At 66.7% G+C, this 19,727-nt stretch carries 8 protein-coding genes; 6 read left to right on the forward strand and 2 right to left on the reverse strand.

Annotated elements, in window-relative coordinates; all coding sequences use genetic code 11:
• Positions 1 to 31 precede the first annotated feature (31 nt).
• Genes FPZ12_RS14310 through FPZ12_RS14320 form a run of 3 tightly spaced genes read left to right on the forward strand, consistent with a single transcriptional unit; the run spans position 32 to position 14,049 of the window.
• Complete coding sequence (locus FPZ12_RS14310) at positions 32 to 400, forward strand: YbaB/EbfC family nucleoid-associated protein (protein ID WP_243769836.1); 369 nt, start codon at positions 32 to 34, stop codon at positions 398 to 400.
• On the forward strand, positions 397 to 732 hold the full coding sequence (locus FPZ12_RS14315) for a hypothetical protein (protein ID WP_144757680.1): 336 nt from the start codon (positions 397 to 399) through the stop codon (positions 730 to 732). The genes FPZ12_RS14310 and FPZ12_RS14315 overlap by 4 nt, the downstream gene beginning before the upstream one ends.
• A gap of 15 nt (positions 733 to 747) precedes the next feature.
• On the forward strand, positions 748 to 14,049 hold the full coding sequence (locus FPZ12_RS14320) for a toxin glutamine deamidase domain-containing protein (RefSeq protein WP_150980327.1): 13,302 nt from the start codon (positions 748 to 750) through the stop codon (positions 14,047 to 14,049).
• On the opposite strand, the gene FPZ12_RS14325 is transcribed toward FPZ12_RS14320, so the two are convergent.
• Both FPZ12_RS14325 and FPZ12_RS14330 read right to left on the reverse strand, forming a co-directional pair.
• A complete protein-coding gene (locus tag FPZ12_RS14325) occupies positions 14,036 to 15,286 on the reverse strand; it encodes a sensor histidine kinase (protein ID WP_144755016.1) in 1,251 nt (416 codons plus the stop codon). The genes FPZ12_RS14320 and FPZ12_RS14325 overlap by 14 nt on opposite strands.
• A complete protein-coding gene (locus FPZ12_RS14330) occupies positions 15,283 to 15,957 on the reverse strand; it encodes a response regulator transcription factor (protein ID WP_243769837.1) in 675 nt (224 codons plus the stop codon). The genes FPZ12_RS14325 and FPZ12_RS14330 overlap by 4 nt, the downstream gene beginning before the upstream one ends.
• 51 nt (positions 15,958 to 16,008) lie before the next feature.
• Here FPZ12_RS14330 and FPZ12_RS14335 point away from each other — a divergent pair, with 51 nt between their 5' ends.
• The 3 genes from FPZ12_RS14335 to FPZ12_RS14345 are packed head-to-tail and all read left to right on the forward strand — an operon-like array spanning position 16,009 to position 19,697.
• Positions 16,009 to 17,385, forward strand: coding sequence for a BTAD domain-containing putative transcriptional regulator (locus tag FPZ12_RS14335; protein ID WP_144755020.1), 1,377 nt, complete (start codon positions 16,009 to 16,011; stop codon positions 17,383 to 17,385).
• Entirely contained in the window at positions 17,385 to 19,025 is a 1,641-nt protein-coding gene (locus tag FPZ12_RS14340; protein WP_144755023.1) for a right-handed parallel beta-helix repeat-containing protein, read from the forward strand. Before FPZ12_RS14335 ends, FPZ12_RS14340 begins: the two co-directional genes overlap by 1 nt.
• Positions 19,026 to 19,034: 9 nt before the next feature.
• Entirely contained in the window at positions 19,035 to 19,697 is a 663-nt protein-coding gene (locus tag FPZ12_RS14345; RefSeq protein ID WP_144755026.1) for a winged helix-turn-helix domain-containing protein, read from the forward strand.
• The last annotated feature ends 30 nt before the right edge of the window (positions 19,698 to 19,727 follow it).

Raw genomic sequence — 19,727 nt, forward strand, 5'->3', positions numbered from 1 at the left:
ACACTGAATGGCACCGGATCGAGGAGGTGCCATGACAGCCGACATGTATGCCGACTATCAGCAGATGGCCGAGGAAGTCCGTACCGCGCAGCGCCATTTGGCCGAGATCCGTGCCACGGCGGAATCCGACGACGGACTGGTCAGCGCGACCGTCGGCAGCTCCGGGGAGCTGACCGAGCTACAGCTGGACCCGCGGATCTATCACACTCCCGACTCGGCCAGGCTGAGCCGAGCCATCACCGAAACCATCCGGCAGGCGGCTGAAGACGCTCATCGGCAGGCCTTCACCATCCTCGCCCGCCACCTTCCCGCGGATGCGTCGCCGGAACAGGCCGATCTGCGGTTCGACCCCCTGCTCACCGCCCTCGACCGGGAAGTCGAAGGAGGACAACCGCGATGACCGACGACGACCGTCTCGAAATGGATCCCACCGAGACCAGCAAGCGACTGGCCCGCTTGCAAGCCGCGGGAGAAGACCTCCAAACAGCATGGCAACGGATCCGCGGACAGATCGAGAATCCCGGCAAAGTGAACCTGGGGCCGCTCGGCGCGCAGTTCATGAGTAAGTACCCTGACGTGAAAGACGCGTATTTCAAGGTGATGGACGGGAACGGCACTTCGGACTCTCCTGCTTTCGGCGAAAAGTACCGGCAATGGGCCGAATTCGGCGATCAATGTGTGACCTTGTACCGCGAAACCGAAGAGCGGGCAGCCGAAGAGTACGGTCGCTGATCCCGGTGCCGGACCATGGCTGACATCCAACCTCCGACGGATTCGTTACTGTGGACCTACGTTGTCCAAGACGGTGGCTATCCCATGGTCACCGTTTGCACGCCCGAAGGCGATGTGAGTTCTCCCAGCTATTCCGTCTGGGAACCGAACAGTGAGACCGACGCCGCCAAACTTTCGGTGTCCTGGGGCGAGATTTCCGGCGCGCTGGACGAGCTGGTGAACGCCACTAGACCGGCCGCGGAGGAATTGAAAGGTGAGGGTGTTTGGCCGGACGGGCACGGGTACGGTGTATCGTTCGCGATCCGCTCGCTGAACAACGACCCCGGTGGCGCCGGCTACCTGGCCAAGAATGCGGCACAAATTGCGAGTTCCTGCGGAAACCTCGCTCAGGTGATCATCGCCCGCAAGCAGTTTGTCATCGACACCATCCGCAAGAACGAAGCGAACTTCGAACTGGCGGGCCTGTGGGGCGCGACCGCGGAGGGTCGCAGGCAATCGCGAAGGTGGTACGCCAAGCACGTCGCCGACGTGATCGCGGGCCAGCTGGGCGGAAGGAAGAGCCGGGGTCTCCTCGACTGGGTAACGGAGGCCGAAGCCGGAGCTTTCAGTGCCGTGGCCGGAAACCTCGAAGGATTGACCGAGCTCATCGGATTCGACTGGCAGAATGGCTGGTCATGGGAGAACGCCGGGCACGCGTGGAAGACCTTGGCCGCGCTCGGCGCGATCGGCTCACCAATCGGTGTCGGCATGCTGGCACTCAACGAATTCACCGGCCTTCCCGGCCTGCGCAAGGGTGAATACGGCGACACACTGGTGAACGCCGGCAAGACCTTCGTCGGCTGGAACGATTGGAAGGACGATCCGGCCTTCGCGGGAGGCGAACTGGCCGGCAATATCGGCGCCGTGCTCGCTCTTCGAGGTGCCTCGTCCGGCGCCGCTTCCGGGCTGAGGGCTTTCGCCACGGCAGCGAAGGCGAGCAGATTCGCCGCCGTGGCGAAAACCGGGGCCGCGCTGGAGAGCCTCCTGAACCTTCCCAAGGTCAGCGACTTGGCGGTCTCCGGCTTCAAGAACCTCCCCAAAGTCGCCGAAGCAGGCAAGGGTTTACTCGGGAAGGATCGTCCTCCCGTGGAGGCCGATAGTCCTTATCCCAAACCAACCTCCGGCGACCACTCAGGCGGTGCGGGCGGGAACGCCTCGCACAACACCCCCGAAACCGAAGTCCCGGCCAAAGCCGATCAACCGCTCACCGAGAACCCGCAGGTCGCGCGCCCCAGCGACGAAACCATTCCCCACACAGCGGAAAACGTCCGGCCAACCGGACCGGACACGACAACGAATTCAGCCGGGCACCAAAACCCGGAGAACGTCACCCCGAGCTCGCGGCCGGGTACCGGCCCGGACGAGTCCCCCGCCGCCGGGGCAGCTCAAACACCGAAGCAGCCCAACCCGATGCCGGGCGGCGCCGAGGCGCGTCCCGCCGGTTCCGACGGCGGACAGCCTGGCGTGGAGCCCGGGAACCAGCCCGGCGAAGTGCCACCGGGATCGCATTCTTCCGCCCCGGAACAACCTCACCCCGGGCCGAGTTCCCCCGCGGATCCGGCTGCGGGAGAAACGCCACCCCTGTCTCACCCGACGACGGCAGCCGGGGAATCGCCGGTGGGCAAGGCCGACGATCTGAGCAAGATCGTCATGCGCACTGCATCCAGCGACAGTGGCCCGCATTTTCTCCAGAAGTTGAGTGAGGATGCGAGAAACGGCATACGCTTCAACAACATTGCCCGGGTGACCGAGGAAATGTCGCCGTTTCACCGGCCGGGCGAGGAGACGTCCGGCGGCACCCCGCCGAAGACGACGGGGAGGACGGAGAAGACGAGCGCTGATCGTGGCGACGTCAAGGACGCGCTGTCAGAAGAGAAGTCGCGCCACAGCAAGCCGCGGTCCGGCAAACCCCAGGGCAACGCCGGGGAGCAGCCGCACCCGGAGGCTGATACCACCGCCGCGTCGAACAAGCCCTCCGGCTCTTCCGAAGGCAAGCCGTCGCCCAACACCACATCAGGTGACGGCTCGCCCGCATCCGGAGGACATCGAGAAGATCCGTCACACCCGCCGGAGTCCGGTTCCGAGGCACGGGCCGACGACACGGGCGAGCATCCGCACGCTTCCGAACAATCATCCGGCGAGCCAGAGGGCGAGGTTCGCAGGCGCACTCCGGGCGAGATATACGCTGACAAGCTCAAGTACGTCGACAAGGCGGACCTGACCAACGGAACCCTGGGCCGGCCCGCGCAGCTCGACACCGAGAGCCATTTCAAGGAGCTGCCCGACGAACCCGGCGGCGGACGCACGACCCCACCGCATCGTGGCGGTCCTGATGACGCCCCCTCGAGCGGCGCCGCAGACGGGAATTCGCCCAATCCGCCTCCCAAGCCGACTCGGGGCGGAGGCGCGGCTCATCAAGGTGACAATGTGGTGCGGCCCCAGCCAGGAGGTGGCACCAAAACCGCTCTGCGTGAACGCGATGAGGCCACGCGTCCTCCACAACCCGAGCCCCCGCAGCCGGCAGCCGCGAGCGCGAGCCGCCCAATGGCGAAACCGGCCGAAGCACCCAAGCCTGCCGGTGCCTCGGCCGACGCGATGGCCGCGAAGCCGACCTCCGAGGTCGAATCACTCGAGACGGCGGCGGACCCCACCACGCAGGGCGAGCCACTGCACGTACGGATCATCAAGAAAACGGCGGAGGAAAGCGAATCCGGCGAGCTTCCCAGAGCCGAACCACCAGAACCACCGCGTCAGCCCCAGCGGAACTTCCGGGATCCCGACGGTGCCGAGCCTCCGACCGGGAACCCCGGCGGCGATGCGTCATCGACGCGTCCCGTCGGCGATGCGGGAACGCGCCGGCCGGCGCGCCTCAACCTGCCGTTGGGCTTGGTTGGCCCACTCGCTGCCTCGTCGGCACCCGAACCGCTGACCCCGCCCAAGGTCCCCGACGAGATCAACCCGGCGCAGCCTTTCGAGGTGACCGAGCGGAAGCCGCTGGAATACCGGCCGGCGGATCCGCTGGACGGCCGGCAGAAGCCCGTCGTTCCGAACGCGCTTCCAGTGGTTCCGACGAAACCGGCGAATCCCGTCTCCCCAGGGGATTTCCCGAACCCGGATTCCGGGAGAACGCCGACCCCCGACCTCCCGTACCACCAGCCACCGCAGCCGGAAGAACCCGCTCCGATCGAGATGCCGGCGCGCCCCGAGTACGACAGCTCGGCAACGCCGTCGACCCCCGAATGGCCCGAAACGTTTCCAGCCCGAATCAACCACCCCGACCAGCTCCCGCCGGAGATCCCGGCCCATCCCGGGGAAGGCGTCGGCGGCCCCGACCCGAACCCGGCCCCGCTCTCGGACATTCCGCCTGAAGTACTGGAACAACTGACCGACGCGGAACGCGAGGCGCTGCGGAAACTGGCCACCGAGATGGGTGTCGGTGCCGCACAAGCACTTCACCTCATCCTCGACGAGATCATCGACCAAATGCTCTTCACACCTCGGCAAGGAGAGCCGCGCCGGAGGATTTCCCGCGGCGCGAGTCTGGCGGACAAGCTGAATTTCCTTACGGAGGTGGACGAACGCGACCAACTCGGGGAGAAACTCGCCGAGCGGACCGGCACACGACCGGCAAAGCCGCGGCGGGTACCACCGGAGCGGACCTCGAAGGACAAGCCCCTCGTACCGACGTCCTGGGGCGGGTCCGGTGGCCGAATCCGATACCGGGTCGTGCGGCCTGAACTGGAAATGCCGGCGGACGCGCCGGACGGTCTGTCGCGCGGTGAGCGGTTGCTGTGGTTCGTTTTGCCGCCCGAGATCCAGCGCAGATTCGCCGAGCGGATCGCCGAGGTCGGCATCGAACAGGCGAAACGCGAACTGGCGCAGGCTCTCGACAGGGTATCTCCCGGTGAAGGACTGGGCCGTATCCTCCGGCTGTCGGACGAACAGGTCGCGGCCATGGCCCGGCTCATGGATACGACCGCCGCCGGCGGGAAATCCCTGTTCTTCACCACGAAGAAGCCCATCGCCAGCTTGAAATACAGCCTCGGCGTAATCCGGGACCGGCTGCGCCGCGAAGCACCGCCCGCCGACGACTGGACAGAGTTCACCGACGCACAGCTGGAACACGAGATCCTCCGGATGCTCACGATGCTGCGGCTCGCCGACAATTCCCTACGCCATCCCGACCGCTTCCAGGACTGGGGCCTCCGAAACGGCTGGGTGGAGGACCCCAGGGTCAATGCCGCGACGCGCCAGGAGATCGACCCGTCCGCGGGCAAGCGGCTGTCCGCGATGTTCGGCACGGCGCTTTCCGGAATGCTGGCTCTCGAGGACTACACGCGCCGGCGCACAGCTGCCGGAGACGTCCCCGATCTCGAGTCCAAACGGGACGAGGCACTCCAGCTCGCGCAAACCGCTGTCGACATCCTCGACCATTTCGCCGGCCCAGAGCCGTACGCGCTGAACGAGGAATTCCCTGGCTCCGACGTCCGGTTGCGCGACGCGAAACAGTTCGCAAGTTCCGTCCGCACCGAACTCGCGAAATTCATGGGCACCCGGTACGAGTCCGACGAGGAGCTCAACGCCGCGGTCCATCGCCTGGAGGCGGCGGCTCGTGACGTGTCCGAAGCGGCACCGGCGGAGAACGCGCCCACCCCGGACATCCGAATAGCCTTTCGCGACGGCCGTGAGGTCTGGGTAGAACTCGTCCATCGTCCACTTCAGACCGGTACGGAGAACCTCCGGCGCGTCGGCGAAGGACTCGTCGTGATGCGGCAGATCGCCGCCGACTACGGCAGGACGCCGGAATTCTATGTGGTCACCACGGACGAAGCTGATCCCGACGCAGCCCGCGGACTCATCGAAAGCGGTGCTGCCGACGGCGTTCTCGGTCTCGATGCCAACTGGAACAACCTCGAGCTGCTCGCGAAACGCGACGCCCCCGCGTCGACTCCGCCTGAAGCGGCATCATTGCCGAGTCCGGAGGCTGGCTTCCCCGAAGATTCGCCGCTCACGGTGCGCGAGTTGTCCGAGCTGCCCGACTTGCAGAAGGTGTCCGACCACTTCAACGAGCTCTTCAAACCCGAGCCGGGCGCGGAGCCGATGCCCCTCGATCGGCTGCTGGCGTTCTCGGAGGGCGGCTTCTACATAGCCGGCGCGTTCTCGGGTAAGGATCTGGTGGGTGCCTCGGTCGCGTTCATCGGGGAACGCCAGGGCGAGCGGGTGGTGCACTTGCACGTCACTGGTGTGGTTGAGGGCGCCGGCGGCCAGGAGGCAGGCCGGATGCTGGCGGCGAACCTGCAGGACTGGGCGTTGCGGCGCGGTGTGGAGAAGATCGACCGGACCCACGCAAGGTATCTGCCGCGGAAAACTGCACTTCCGTCGGAGCCAACCGAAACACCGAAGCGACCCATGGAACAAGCCCGGGCGCAGAGGTTCGAGGAAGCCGAGGACCTCTGGAAGGCAGCGGGTCTGCTCTCCGCGCTCGGGAATGATGTGTCCGTAAAGGACCTCCCGCAGCTCGGTTCAGCGCTACTCCCGCTCTACGCGAGCACAGACGAGGAAGTGCACACCGCCGCGGTTGTCTCGTCGCTCATCACCGACGGCACCGCACTCGAACACCTCTGGCAACCCGGAACCTTCAACGCCCCCGACCAGACTTCCACCGGCTTCCTCGAATTCCCTGTCCAAAGCGCCGGCTCAACCGGCCCCGGCTACGCGGTCGTCGTCGCACAGCTGGACAGCCGTGAGGACGCAGACCGCCAAACCCTGCTTCAACGAGTCCAGCAACACCTGGACTCACTCCCCGCGAACGACCCCCGGCGTCGATTTCTCGTACTCACCGGTGAAGCAACCACCGGCGACCCCACCTGGCTGCAAGAACTGTCCTTCCAACTATTGAACCAGGGCTTCGACGCGATCCCGATCCACCGGCCCGGCCAACCCGTAGAAATCCTCGCAGCAAAGGAAAACCTCCTCACCGGCCAGGTCACCAGGAGCATGGGACCATTCCGGCCGGTCCAAGCCCGAGAACTCGCCCAATGGCTCGCCGACAGAGCAGCCACCAAACACCAAGAACACCAGAACGTCACCAACCAACGCGCCGAGCCCGCGCAAACCCCGGCCTCACCGACGGAAACACCAACGGTCGTGCCGGTGGCGCCGATCGCATCGCAGGAACAGGCCGCATCCGAACCTGGCGAGGGCTCCACGCCCCGGCTCCGGAAGGAAAAGGCAACCCCCCTGATCGGGACCATCAAGGTCCACAGCCCGATCAGCACCATCCGAGGTGCCTGGCAGGCGCGGAAGCGCGCTGACGAGGACGTCGTCCGATCGGTGATCCAGGCAGCGGCGACCGCGGCCGATGTGCGCATCGTCGAGGACAGCTCTGTGCCGATGCCTTCGGAGCAAGCGTGGATCATCGACTCGGGCGGGCAAAAATTCGTCCTCCAGGTCATCCACACGCCGAACATCGGTTACTCCGAGCACAACCCGATCACCTTCCAGGTCTTCCCGGAAAGTACGTCGGACCCGTCGATGCCCCAGATTGTCCTCCGTCAGCCCGACTGGCTGCCGCCGGAGCTGGCAGTGCTGCCGATAGCACACACGATGGCCGTGGGCGGAGACCTGCTGGCCGCCCAGGCGAAGGATCGCGACGCCGTTCCCCTCAGCCAGGCTTCCCTATACGAACAGAATCTCAGGTATGACCAGTTCCCCGGCCGAGCACTGAAACTCAAGCCGACCGACCGCGGCCACATCGCCCAGGTGGTCGCCATGGGCATCTTGGTATCCCAGGCCCGCTCGCCGTTGGCGCGGCGGCGGATGGAGGCACACCTGGAGCGCCTGCTGTCGTACCTCGGTGTGGCGGGGGAGGATCCCTACAGCGCGATCCGGATGCGCGCGCTCGAGGCGTACGGCACCAAGATCTTCATGAGCACGCCGCGTGAAAAACAGGACCCGGCTCTGGTGGCGAACAGCGCACTCGTCGTCGCCAACGCATACCGGCCCGCGGAGGCGGCAGAGGGCTACCGGACCGGAAACTGGCCGGTGGAGAACCCGGCCGTCGAAGTCTCATACCGCCTTCCGATGGCATCCGGCGCCCGTGCGTTCGATCGTGTGTCGGCGGTCGAGAATGCCATCCGCAAGAACAGCGACCAGGCGGGCTCGCGGACAAGGGTGACACTCGTGCCCGCCGGAGCGGACCTCCGCTACGACGTGTTCGACGGTGACCGGAAGATCTTCACAACGGTCTTCCACGTGCTACCCGGCCGCCCGCTCGAAGCGTCCGGCTTTTCGACGCACCCCGGCAAGCAACTGCTGTCGGTCTACTTGCCCGCCCGGACGCGACTGCGAGACGTGGAGGGAGTCCTCACCGCCGCGATCGCCTACGGGACACAGTATTTCACCAAGGCGACCCTTAATCCGCACAGCCACACACTCCACGCGAACAGCGACCTTGACCGGCTGCCGGACGGCCCCATCGACCGGGCGTTCGAGGTCCGGATCGAGTTGCTCGGCGACCGGATCGCCAGGACTCCGCCGCGGCGGCCGTGGCGCAGGCGACAGCTGATTTCCGAGCTTCGCGCGCTACTCGAACGGGCCGGGCTGGAAAAGCAGATGCCGGGCTACGGCTATCGCCTGAAGTCACTCAGTGCGAAGGCTCAGCAGGTGGTGGAGGAGTTCGCCATCAAGCGGACCAACACGGACTATCTGCCGACCTGGTTCAACGTCTTGGCCGCGATCTTCAACGACTCGCCGGCCACGCTGGCCATGGGAACAGCCCTCACACTGAGCGCTGTTCATGTGGGCCCGCTGGGTAACGGCGTCAGCTATCTCGTGTCCGGACTGTCGAGCCTCTTGCTGAGTGCGATAACGCTCCGAAGCTTTTCCATCGCCAACGACGAGCGAGCCGCGAGAGCGAGAAAGTCCCTTGAGATGCGCGCTGCGATCGACAAGGCTCGCGCGATAGGCGCCGCAACCCCGTGGCCGGAAGACGATCTGGTGCCCACCGATGATCAGCTGCCGGACGAAGAAGTCGACATCGCCCTGCCATTGCGGCGGCTGGGACGCCAGTTCTCGCTGCCTGCTTTATTGGGTCTTTTAGCCGGGTACCTTGTCGGCGGGCTAATGGGGATGACCAAGCCCACTGCATTGAGCCAGCTGTCCTCGGCAGTCGGGACAATGGTGCTGCGACCACTCGCCGAAAGATACAGTCGGCGGAAGCGCAAAGGCGCGGAGCTCGCCGCGCAGGACAGCATCAACCGAGAGGATGCCCAGAAGGTCGTCGAAGAGGTCAGGAAACTATACCAGGGCACTGTCCATGCGTTCGCCGTGATCGACGCCTACTTCGCCGGTGAGGAATTACCCGCGGAAGCGGTAACCGAGCTGACGCCGTCGCCGGAGCGTCCCGACGTGGACGGCCCGAATTTGGGGGTTTCAGGGTTTCAATGGGGCGCTGCGGTAGCGAGCTACATCCCGCTCATGCCGAATGTGAACAAAGTTGCCAACCCGGCGCTGGATACCGATCCAGTGAGATTCCTCGTCGAACATTTGGGCCGGCACACGACCGTAGTGGCCGCGGATCTGGCGCGCCTGGCCTTCGCGGGTACCGTCACCGCGTTGATTGAGAACCGGACGGCATTGCGGGAGCTGGAACACAAGCTCACTCGATTGGCCGGGGCTTTGCGGGCGAACCGCGAAGCAAAGATTCCGATGACGGTCGGGGACCGGGACTGGCTGTTGCGCGAGATCGCTGTGGAGGCCCTGCACATCGTGGCGCGTTCAGCGAAGTCCGGACCGGCTGGAGACCGCCGGCTCTCCGCGCTCGGGGAAGTACCCGAAGAGCTGAAGGAGCTGCTCGGCGTCATCCGGTCGACCCCGCCCAAGTTGACAGCCCCGATTTCCCGAAAAGGGCCGCTATCACGGTTGGAATACGCGACTTTCATCCTGCTGAACTCGATTACAGCCGGCACGATCACATTCGGCGTCAGCGTACTCGCCGGCGCGAGTGCATACTATTTATGGGGTGGGGTGGCGGCCGGTTTGGCCGGGGTCTTAACCGCGATCGGGAAACCATTCGTCCGAGTCCGGGAAATGGTCGCCGAGAACCGCGCCGGTACGCCCGTCGAGCAAAAGAGCGACCGGGAAGCCCGGGAAAACCGCTACTTACTGGAGAAGGTGGCCGAAGCCATGCTTCGCGACTTCGCGAAGCGACACGGAGAGGAGTTTCCCACCGTCGTCGCAGAGCAGATTTCGACCCACCTCGACAGGCGAGAGCGGCGTGCACTGCCCGCCGTGACACCGCTGACGAAATTCGAACCCATCCTCGTCACCGACGAAGACCTGCAGTCCGAGACCTGGTCACCGGAAAGCAGGGCCGAGCTGAAGGCCCTGTCCGAGATCCGGCACCACACGACCCGCCGAGAGGAGGTACGGGAGGCACTGGAGTTCCTGGCCCGGCCCGAAAACCAGCGACCAGGCGGGTGGTCGCACGAGGTACGGGAAATGCTGGACATCCTGGCCCCGCCTGAGGACAAGGAGCCACCGGAGTGGTCGCCCGAGGCCTGGCCGACAGAGATACAGGAGAAGGTGGAGTTCCTGGCCCAGTCCGAAAACGAGCGGCCAGGGGGGTGGTCGCGCGAGGTACGGACGAAGCAGGAGTCGTTGACCGAACCGGAAAACCAGGACTGGCCCGAGAAGATCAGGGGGAAGCTCGAGTCTCTGCGCCAGTCCATCGAAGTCGAACTGGGGCTCTGGGGTTTCCGTCCGACACTGGAGCACAGCCTCGGGCTGCTCAAGGACGTATTGCCGCCGCTCATCGACGGCATTGAACAACAGCTGCGCGACTACGAGCGCCGCGGCGGCTTCCTCACCAACCGGCTGGCCACCGTACTGCGCGCATACCTGAGAGACGGAGAAGGCGACCTCGTCCAGCAGGTGAAGGGCGTGCTGTCGGAGCACAAAGCGACCAACAAGGAGCTCCCCAGCCGGCTGAAAGAACTGGTGGAGCATTACGAAAGCACCAGGCAAGCCGGCCTCCGCGCAAGGCTCGACGACCTGGTACGCGGGCCGAGTCGCGATTGGGACCAGGAGCGGCAGCTTCTTGGCCGGATCGTCGACCTGCTGAACGTCGAGGCCCACGACGACGGGTTCGACGACGACCGGCTCGCGCAGAATCTAAAAATGATTCTGCGGTGGTCCGAGACCCATGGCGATGACTACTACGCCCGGCAGGTGGAGGGGCTACTCCGGCTGTCGTCCGAGGGCGTCCCACTCCCCGGGCAACTGGCCGTGCTACTGCGAGCGTTCGACGAGAACCGCACGCGCGCCGCGCAGGAGGTCATGAAGGCCATTCACGAGCTCAACCAGCGCGTCGACGAATACAAGGCAGGGACCGATCCGATGCGATTCACCGACATCGACGACCCCGGCCTCGACTCCCCCGAGCCGGTCTACAAGTCGCCGCTGCAACTGAAGAGCGACGAAATCGCCAAGGCCGCGAATGTTCCGGCCCGGAGAGTCCTGCATTCCCGCTTCATCGGCAACCACATCACCGAGGAACGGGTGAAAGCGACGCGAGAGTGGCGAGCGAAACAACTGAACGCGGTCAAGACGAACGTGGCACTCGCCAGGTGGTCCCCCAAGGAAAAGGGGATCGCCATCCGCCCCTTCGTAACGGCCGATACCGCACCACCCGAGGTGCTCGAAAGCCTCCGTCAGGAGAAGGCTCCGCTCCTTACGCAGATCAACCGGAATTACAACTCGTTGTTCGCCGGCTTCCGGGGATACCGGAGCAACTGTGTGGCCGCCGCGGTCGCATATCTCTACACGCTGGCCGGTTGGAAGGGCAAGACGGCCGTCCCGTTCTCGAAGACACTCCCTGAGCGGGCCACCCTGACCGCGCTTTGGGAACGGGTAGGCGGCACCTGGCACGCGCACGGCAGCTGGGACGACCTCGTCGAGCCGATGACCGGCGACAGGGGGGCGGTGTCCGCGGTCGCCGTCCTGTCGCGCGGAAGTAACGGGGAGATGAAACGCCACGTGTTCGTCGTCGAGGTGGACGAAGACACGGGAGTACCGATGGCGTGGGATCCGATGACTGGGTGCGTGGCGAGAGTACCGACCCGGCCCTGGATGATTCTTCGACTTCCGGTCGAGATGGACGCGCTGCGGTCGATGGAGCCCATCCAACCGCCGGAGCACGGGATGGACGAAGTGCCGAAGGCCGAGCGCAGCGCGATCTATCGGGGCGAGCCCCCGCTCGGGCCCCATTTGAGAAAACTTGCGGCGATGAGCCCGTTAGCCGAATTTGTACCGCCGTCGCCACCGTCGGACGCCGGGTTCATTGACGCCCTACGCTATGGCCTCGCATCTGCCCGTCACGCGGGGTGGCGCGGGGTTCCGACTTTGATACCGAAACCGGTGCCACAGCCAGGGCCGCCGATAGTCGTCCTTACCCATCCGGTTCACGCCCTTCCTGATCGGTCGAAGCTGTCCGGCAAGACCAAGGCCCATCCCAAGTACCACGCCGTCGACGCCGAAACCGTCGGCCGGAAATGGAGGGCGCGGAAGTGGGCGGCAGACTTCTTCCAGGAGAGCCACCCCGACTACGCCCGGCCCTTCCCGGGTTACTACGGCGCCGCCCGGCGACCGGACGGCACGGTCAACCTGGGCTATCTGCAGTACTGGTTCGGCGGGGAGGACTGGGACTTCGGCCTCGACGGCTTCGACGACGTGATCCGTCTGATGGTGGAAAGGCCCTTCGGTTCACGGGCAGAGGTGGTCTATGTCACTGCCGAAAAGGACGGCTCCAGAAAGGAGCATCTCGTACACGTGACCCACGAGTCGTACGGCGTCGGGTTGTTCGACCGGGAGAACGGCTGGTTCGCCCATCCGTCCGGAAACATCGTCGAGGTCGGCATGCTGAACTACACCGACCATTTCCTGCCATGGAGCAAGCGGCCGCAACCGTCCGACCAGCCGTGGTTCACAGCGCCGAAGGGGATGCTCTACGCGCAAGGACTGGAGAAGAAGACAGCGCAAATCCTGGAATGGCCGGGCCGGCCTCCGCGATCCTGGCATCCATCGGAGGACCTGTGGCGGCGATCGCCGCTGGCCAGGATTACCGAGAACCACTGGCTGCCCGCGATCGACGACAACAGGTACATCTACGACTTCGAGAAGGATGAATTCGTCCGGCAATACCGCCCTCGCTTCGCCCAACCCGATCCGTATTACTTCGGCCCCGGAACCTGGAACCCGGACGGCACCGTCGACCGCGACGCACTGGTGGCGAAATTCGGCGGAACCTGGATGGCCGACCTGACCATCGATGAGATCATCTTCCAGATAGCCGACCGGGAACTCTTGTCCGAAGGAGTCGTGCACCTCGAAGTCAGCAACGAACAAGGGAAGCGCGAACACCGTCTCGGAGTCGTCGCCCACGACACCTACGGCGTCGCATTCTTCGACTACTCCGACCCGGCCAGCCCCCGATTGCTGGACCTGAGCGGAGACCTGGTCCGCGCCTCCCTGTTGCCTTACCGCGACGCGTTGAGGCGCCCGCTTGCCGCGGACGACGGGAGATATGTCAGCTACGCAGTCAACGCCGACAGTGGACCGGAGCCGGAGGTGCGAGCCTTACTCGGCGAGAACGTCCCCGAGCTAGGGGCACCGGAAAACCGCTCCCAAGGCCCCGAAGAATGCGTGCGCTGGGCGTCGGAATTCATGTGGGCTCACGCGGGCGTGCCCAAAGAACCGAAGCAGTACCCGCCCGAAGAAGCCGCCCGATGGTCCACGCTGGACGCAGTCCAGAAGGAATTCGGCGGCAAGTGGCAAACAATCAACCCCACCGACTACGGCTACCTCTTCGACGCGATCGATGCCTTCATCGACACGATGCCCGACAGGAAAGAAGACGCCGCAGCAGTACTGGCCTTCAAGGGGGCAGGACCCAACGGCCAAGAGATCCGGCACGCCACCGCCGTCGTCGTCACCAAAGACGGAGTACAAATCTACGTAGACCCCCAAGCTGCTGACGCAACCCGGCTGCCGGTCGGCCCCGAAGGCGTCTACCTACTCCTCATCGACCTCGCCCAACTCCGATCCGGCACCATCGAACTACGACCGGACGGGCTGGACGACCTGCCGGCGGAGGAACGCACAGCCATCTACCGCGGCTTCTACGACCGGGCGCCGGCGCCGAAGCAGGTCTCGGTGGGCATCATGCGGGCACTGTCCCAAGCGGGCGGGTATGTACCCCGGGACCTCAAAAAGAACTGACCGGCAGCCGGAGTTCGAAGATCGCACCGCCTTCGTCGGCGTTGTAGACGGCGAGGGTCCCGCCGTGGGCTTGGGCGACCCAGCGGACGATGGGCAGCCCCAGCCCGGACGAACCGCCGGTGCTGCTGAACCGGTCGAACGCGTCCGTCGCGGCAGCGGGGTCGATGCCGGGGCCGTGGTCGGCCACCGTCACCGTGCCGCCCGCGACCGTGATGTGCACGACGGCTTCGGCGCCCGGCTGGCGCCCATAGCGGATCGCGTTCTCCAGCAGGTTCCCGATGGCTCGCTGCATCAGTGCCGGGTCCGCGTTCACCTTCGTCGGGGCCGCGGTGACGGTGACCTGCGCACCGCCGGTGGCCGCGTCCTCGACCACGCCCGTGACGAGCTGGTCGAGCCACACGGGCTGGATGTTGAGCTGCTCGACCCCCGCCGCGAGGCGGGCGCGCACCAGCAGGCCGTCGATGATGCTGCCCATCCGCGCGGCCAGATTCACCGTGCGGGGCAACAGATCCGCGCGCTGTCCCGGATTGTCCAATGCGGCCTCGGCGAGCGCGCGCAACGCGGCGACCGGGCTGCGCAGGTCGTGTGCGGTCTCGGCGAGCAGAACCTCCTGCTGCTGCAATGCCGCCGCGGCGGGGCGGATCGAACGGCCGGACAGGACGTGTCCCGCCACCCCGAGCACCGCGACCAGCAACACGCACCCGCCGATCACCAGCAGCATCAGCCCGGTGTGCCGCGACTGCTCGGCGCCCATGCCTGCCACCGCCACCACGGCACCGATGTACCGGCCGCCCGAACTCAGCAACGGTTCCGCGCGCACGCGGACGAGCTCGCCGCTGGTGCTGTTCCGGTAGTCGACGACCACCCCGCCGGTGCGCACGGCCGAAGTGGCCAGGTCGGCCAGCACGGCCTGGTCCATCGGCACGCAGGTACGGGCGGAGAGGTGCGGTTCGAAGGAGGACGAGCCGCCGGGCAGGATCGCGAACTGCGGGCAGCCCGAGTTGAGTTCGTCGGAGTTGACGAGACTGAAATCGAAGGCACCGTTGAACCCGACGAGCCTGCTCACCGAGGAGGTGACCCGGTTCAGCTCCGCGTCGACGCTCGCCACGCCCTGTTTGCCGTCCTCGTGCACGAAGAACCACGCGAACACCACGAGCCCGATCGTGTTGATCACGGTGAACAACGCGGTCAGCACCCAGCGCAGCCTGCGCAGCCCGTCGGCCGAGGAGCCTTTCATGAAAGGCCCAGCCGGTACCCGAAACCACGGACGGTCTGGATGAGCTCGGGCTCGCGCAGCTTGCGGCGCAACCGTTTCACGACGGCTTCCACCACATTGGACATCGGATCGGTCAGCGCGTCCCAGCAGTGCTCCATCAGCTCGGCGCGGCCCACCGCCTGCCCCGGCCTGGTGAGCAGGTACTCCAGCACGGCGAACTCCTTGTTCGACAAGGTGAGCAGGACGCCGGCGCGGCGCACCTCACGGCGTGCGCAGTCCATCACGAGATCGGAGTGGGACAGCACGGGGGGCCGCTCGATCCCGGACCGCTGGCACAGGTTGAGCACCCGCTCGGTCAGCTCGGCCATGGCGAACGGCTTCACCAGGTAGTCGTCGGCGCCGTGCTCGAACCCGGCCACCCGGTCGGCCAGGGTGTCCCGTGCGGTCAGGAACAGCACCGGGGTGCGCCATTCCCGCTGCCGTCTGGTGTGGACGTAGTTCATGGAGTCGCCGTCGGGCAGCATGCGGTCGAACACCACGCAGTCGCACGGCGCCGCCTGCAACGCCTCCTCGGCGCCGGCGAGATCACCCGCCGTCCTGACCTCGAGGCCGGCCGCCCTGAGCTGCGTGGCGACGGCTATCCGCAGGTCCTCGTCGTCCTCGACGACCATCACCCGGTTGCCCTGGTCCATCGCCGCCCTCGTGTCATCAAATCCTCATGTGCTCCGACGGAAAGTTAGCGCATGCAGTTTCACGTACTAGGTCCGATCGAGGCGTGCACCTCGGCCGGGACCCCCGTCGAGCCGGCCGCGGCGAAACCCCGCGCGCTGCTCGCCGTGTTGCTCCTGCACGCTAACGCCTGGGTCGGCGTTGATCAGCTGATCGACGCGATCTGGCATGAACAGGCCGTCCCGTCGTCCGCCGTCCGGAACCTGCGCAGCTACGTCTGGCAGCTCCGGAAGACATTCGGCGACCGGCTGGCGAGCAGGCCGGGCGCCTACCGGCTGACCGTGCTGCCCGGCGAAACCGACACCGACGAGCTGGACTCGCTCGTCGAGTCCGCCCGCGCCGCGATGGATCAGGACGAGTACGCGACCGCGGCCGAGAAGCTGACCGCCGCGCTCGCGCTCTGGCGGGGCAGCCCGTTCGAGGAGCTCGCCTTGCCCGCCGCGCAGTCGGCCGCGGCCCGGCTGACCGAAACGCGCTGCGAGTTGAGCTGCCTGCTCTCCGACGCCTATCTCGAACTGGGCCGGGCCACCGACGCGACGGTGCTGCTCACCGAGCTCGGCGAACAGCACCCGCTGCGCGAAACCGTCTGGACCAGGCTCGTGCTCGCGCTGCACGCGGCCGGCCGCCCGGCCGAGGCACTGGCCACCTACGACCGGGCGCGGCGCACGCTGCTGCGCGAGCTCGGCGTCGAACCGGGGGCGGAACTCGTTGCGGCGCAACGGAAAGTACTGCGGGAGCGGGAGCCGGCCACACCGCGGCTGAGCCTCGTCGGCGGGCACGCCGCGTCGGGGCACACCGGGGTCGACTCCGTACTGGCGTCGGCCACCGACGAGGTGCTCGTGATGACCACCGGCACGGGCTCGGGTCCGATCGACGTGCTCCGCAGGCTCGGCCGCTCGTCGCTGAAGCCCGGGGTGCGTTACCGCGTGCTGTGCCCTGATTCGGCACGGCTGTCCGGAGCACTGGGCAGCCTGTCGATGGCGGGGGTGGACGTGCGGACCGACTCCGAGGTGCCGATGGAGGCGGTGGTGATCGACCGGTCCGCCGTGGTCCTGCCCGCGGACCGCGCCGGCTCACCGACCGGGGTGGCGATCTTCCGGTTGCCCGGGGTGGTGGCCGCGACGACCGGGCTGTTCGAGCGGATGTGGCCGACCGCGGTGCCCCTGCTGGCCGACGCCAACGACACGGCGCTGAACCGCCGGGAACGCGACCTGCTGACGCTGCTCTGCGCGGGCAGCACCGACGAATCCGCCGCGGCGAGGCTGGGCATCTCGGTCCGCACCGTGCGCCGGATGGTCGCCGACATCATGAACCGGCTCGGCGCCCGCAGCCGGTTCCAGGCCGGGGTCAAGGCGGCCGACCGCGGCTGGCTGATGGACAAGGCAGGCTGATGGGCACCGGGCGCAAACTGCTGGTCGCGAACCGGCCCGGCGCTTATCCGACGGTCGGCGACGCGCTCGCCGAAGCCCCGTACGACGCCGTGATCACCATCGCCGATGGCAGTTATCCCGAGCTGCTCATCCTGGAGGGCCTGCGGGTCACGCTGACCGCGGAGCCAGGGGCGAAGGTGGTGCTCGACGGCGGCGACGCGGCGCACCCGGTACTTCAGGCGCGGGGCGGATTCCTTGCACTGCAAGGAATCGAAGTGCGCGCCGGCACCTCGGCCGCGATCACCTCCGACGACGCCGAACTGACACTGCGGCGGTGCGTGATCACCGGTGGCCGCGGTCCGGCGGTCAGCATCCGGGGCACTTCGCCGTTCGACGTGACCGGCTGCTCGATCGCGGGAGTCGAGCAGGGCCTGCTGGTCGAAGGCGCGCCAGGGCGACTCGAAGGCACCGTCGTGGAGAACGCGACCGGCGACGGCATCGTCGTCGGGGTCGGTGCCACGCCGGTGATCCGCGACTGCACCGTCACCGGCTGCGGACTGCGCGGGGTGTACGTCTACCAATACGGTCGCCCGGTCATCGAAAACTGCGAAATCTCGCACACCGGGCACGAAGGCGTCGCGGTGGCGCACCACAGCGCGCCCGTGTTGCGGGGATGTTCGGTCCATGACACGCGTGGCGTCGGCATCTCCTTCGGCACCGGATGCCAGGGCAGCGTCGAAGCCTGCCGGCTCGGCAACACCGCCGAACCCTCGCTCGAGGTCGCCGAAGGGGCCGGCCCCGACATACGCGAAGCCGCGGGTTCCGGCGCGACTGCCGGAGACGGACTCGACGGGCTGCTCAGTGAGCTCGACCTGATGATCGGCCTGCCGGACGTGAAGGCCGAGGTGCGCTCACTGGTGGACGAACTGCAGGTGAACGAGTGGCGCCGCAACGCGGGCCTGCCGGTCGGCGCCGCGAGCCACCACCTGATCTTCGCGGGCGCGCCCGGCACCGGGAAGACCACGGTCGCCCGGCTCTACGGACAGATCCTGCGGGAACTCGGCGTGCTGCCCGAGGGGCACTTCCGCGAGGTGTCGCGGCGTGATCTGGTCGGCCAGTACATCGGGCACACCGCCGAAAAAACGGCACTGGTCTTCGAGGAGTCCAAGGGCGGCGTGCTGTTCATCGACGAGGCGTACACCCTGTCCAGGGCGGGTGGCACGGGTGGCGACTTCGGCCAGGAGGCGATCGACACACTGGTCAAGCTGATGGAGGACCACCGCGACGAGGTGGCCGTGATCGTCGCCGGCTACACCGGGGAGATGGCGGGTTTCCTCGCGGCCAACCCCGGGCTGGCGTCCCGGTTCGGCAGGCAGATCGAGTTCGAGAACTACACCCCGGCCGAGCTGCTCGGCATCTTCGGGCGGATGGCGCTGGCCGAGGACTACGCGCTGGACCCGGCCACGGAAACCGTGCTGCTGGACCATTTCCGGCAGATCGCGGGGGGCGAGAACTTCGGCAACGCCCGCGACGCGCGCCGGTTGTTCGAGGACGTGCGGAAATCCCAGTCGGGCAGGCTGCGTTCACTCGGACGCGTGCCGGCGCTCGAAGAACTGCGGGGGCTGCTCCTCGACGACGTGCGGGCCGCCGTGACACGCTAGCCTGCTGGAGTGCGGGTGCTGGTGACCGAGGACGACGACGATCTGCGGACGGCGGTCGAGGTGTCCCTTCGCGGGGCGGGGTTCGCGGTGGATGCCGCCGCCGATCTCCCCCAGGCCGATTTCGAGATCTCCGTCAACGCCTACGACTGCCTCGTGTTCGACCGGATGCTGCCTTCCGGGGACGCGCTCGACTACGTGCGCGCGAAGCGGGACGCGGGATGGCCGGTGCCCGTGCTGTTCCTGACCGCGCGGGACGGGCTGACCGACCGGTTGGACGGGTTGCGGCTCGGCGGCGACTACCTCGTGAAGCCGTTCGCCATGGCGGAATTGGTCGCGCGGGTGCGCAGCCTTTGCCGGCGCGGCACCGCCGAACAGAGCACGGTGCTGCGCTATTCGGACGTGACTCTCGACGTGAGCAAACACGAAGTGCACCGCGCGGCCGTGCTGCTCACGTTGACCCCCAAGGAGTTCCTCGTCCTCGAGAGGCTGATGACGTCCCCGGAACGGCCGGTGTCGCGAAAAGAGCTGATCCGCCACGCCTGGGACGAGTTCGCGGAACCGAGCACGAACGTGCTCGACGTCGTGATCTCCCAACTGCGCCGCAAACTCCGGGAACCGCAGCTGATCCACGCCGTACGCGGGGTCGGTTACCAGATCACGCAAAGAAACTGAGCGAATACGAGAAGATGATTCTTCTCGATC

Source organism: Amycolatopsis acidicola (assembly GCF_007713735.2).
GTDB lineage: Bacteria > Actinomycetota > Actinomycetes > Mycobacteriales > Pseudonocardiaceae > Amycolatopsis_E > Amycolatopsis_E acidicola.

What these genes read in the sequence shown, in the direction of transcription:
- FPZ12_RS14310 (WP_243769836.1), top strand. Translation starts at nt 32, where the DNA reads ATGACAGCCGACATGTATGCCGACTATCAGCAGATGGCCGAGGAAGTC.
- FPZ12_RS14315 (WP_144757680.1), top strand. Translation starts at nt 397, where the DNA reads ATGACCGACGACGACCGTCTCGAAATGGATCCCACCGAGACCAGCAAG.
- FPZ12_RS14320 (WP_150980327.1), top strand. Translation starts at nt 748, where the DNA reads ATGGCTGACATCCAACCTCCGACGGATTCGTTACTGTGGACCTACGTT.
- FPZ12_RS14325 (WP_144755016.1), bottom strand. Translation starts at nt 15,286, where the DNA reads ATGAAAGGCTCCTCGGCCGACGGGCTGCGCAGGCTGCGCTGGGTGCTG.
- FPZ12_RS14330 (WP_243769837.1), bottom strand. Translation starts at nt 15,957, where the DNA reads ATGGACCAGGGCAACCGGGTGATGGTCGTCGAGGACGACGAGGACCTG.
- FPZ12_RS14335 (WP_144755020.1), top strand. Translation starts at nt 16,009, where the DNA reads ATGCAGTTTCACGTACTAGGTCCGATCGAGGCGTGCACCTCGGCCGGG.
- FPZ12_RS14340 (WP_144755023.1), top strand. Translation starts at nt 17,385, where the DNA reads ATGGGCACCGGGCGCAAACTGCTGGTCGCGAACCGGCCCGGCGCTTAT.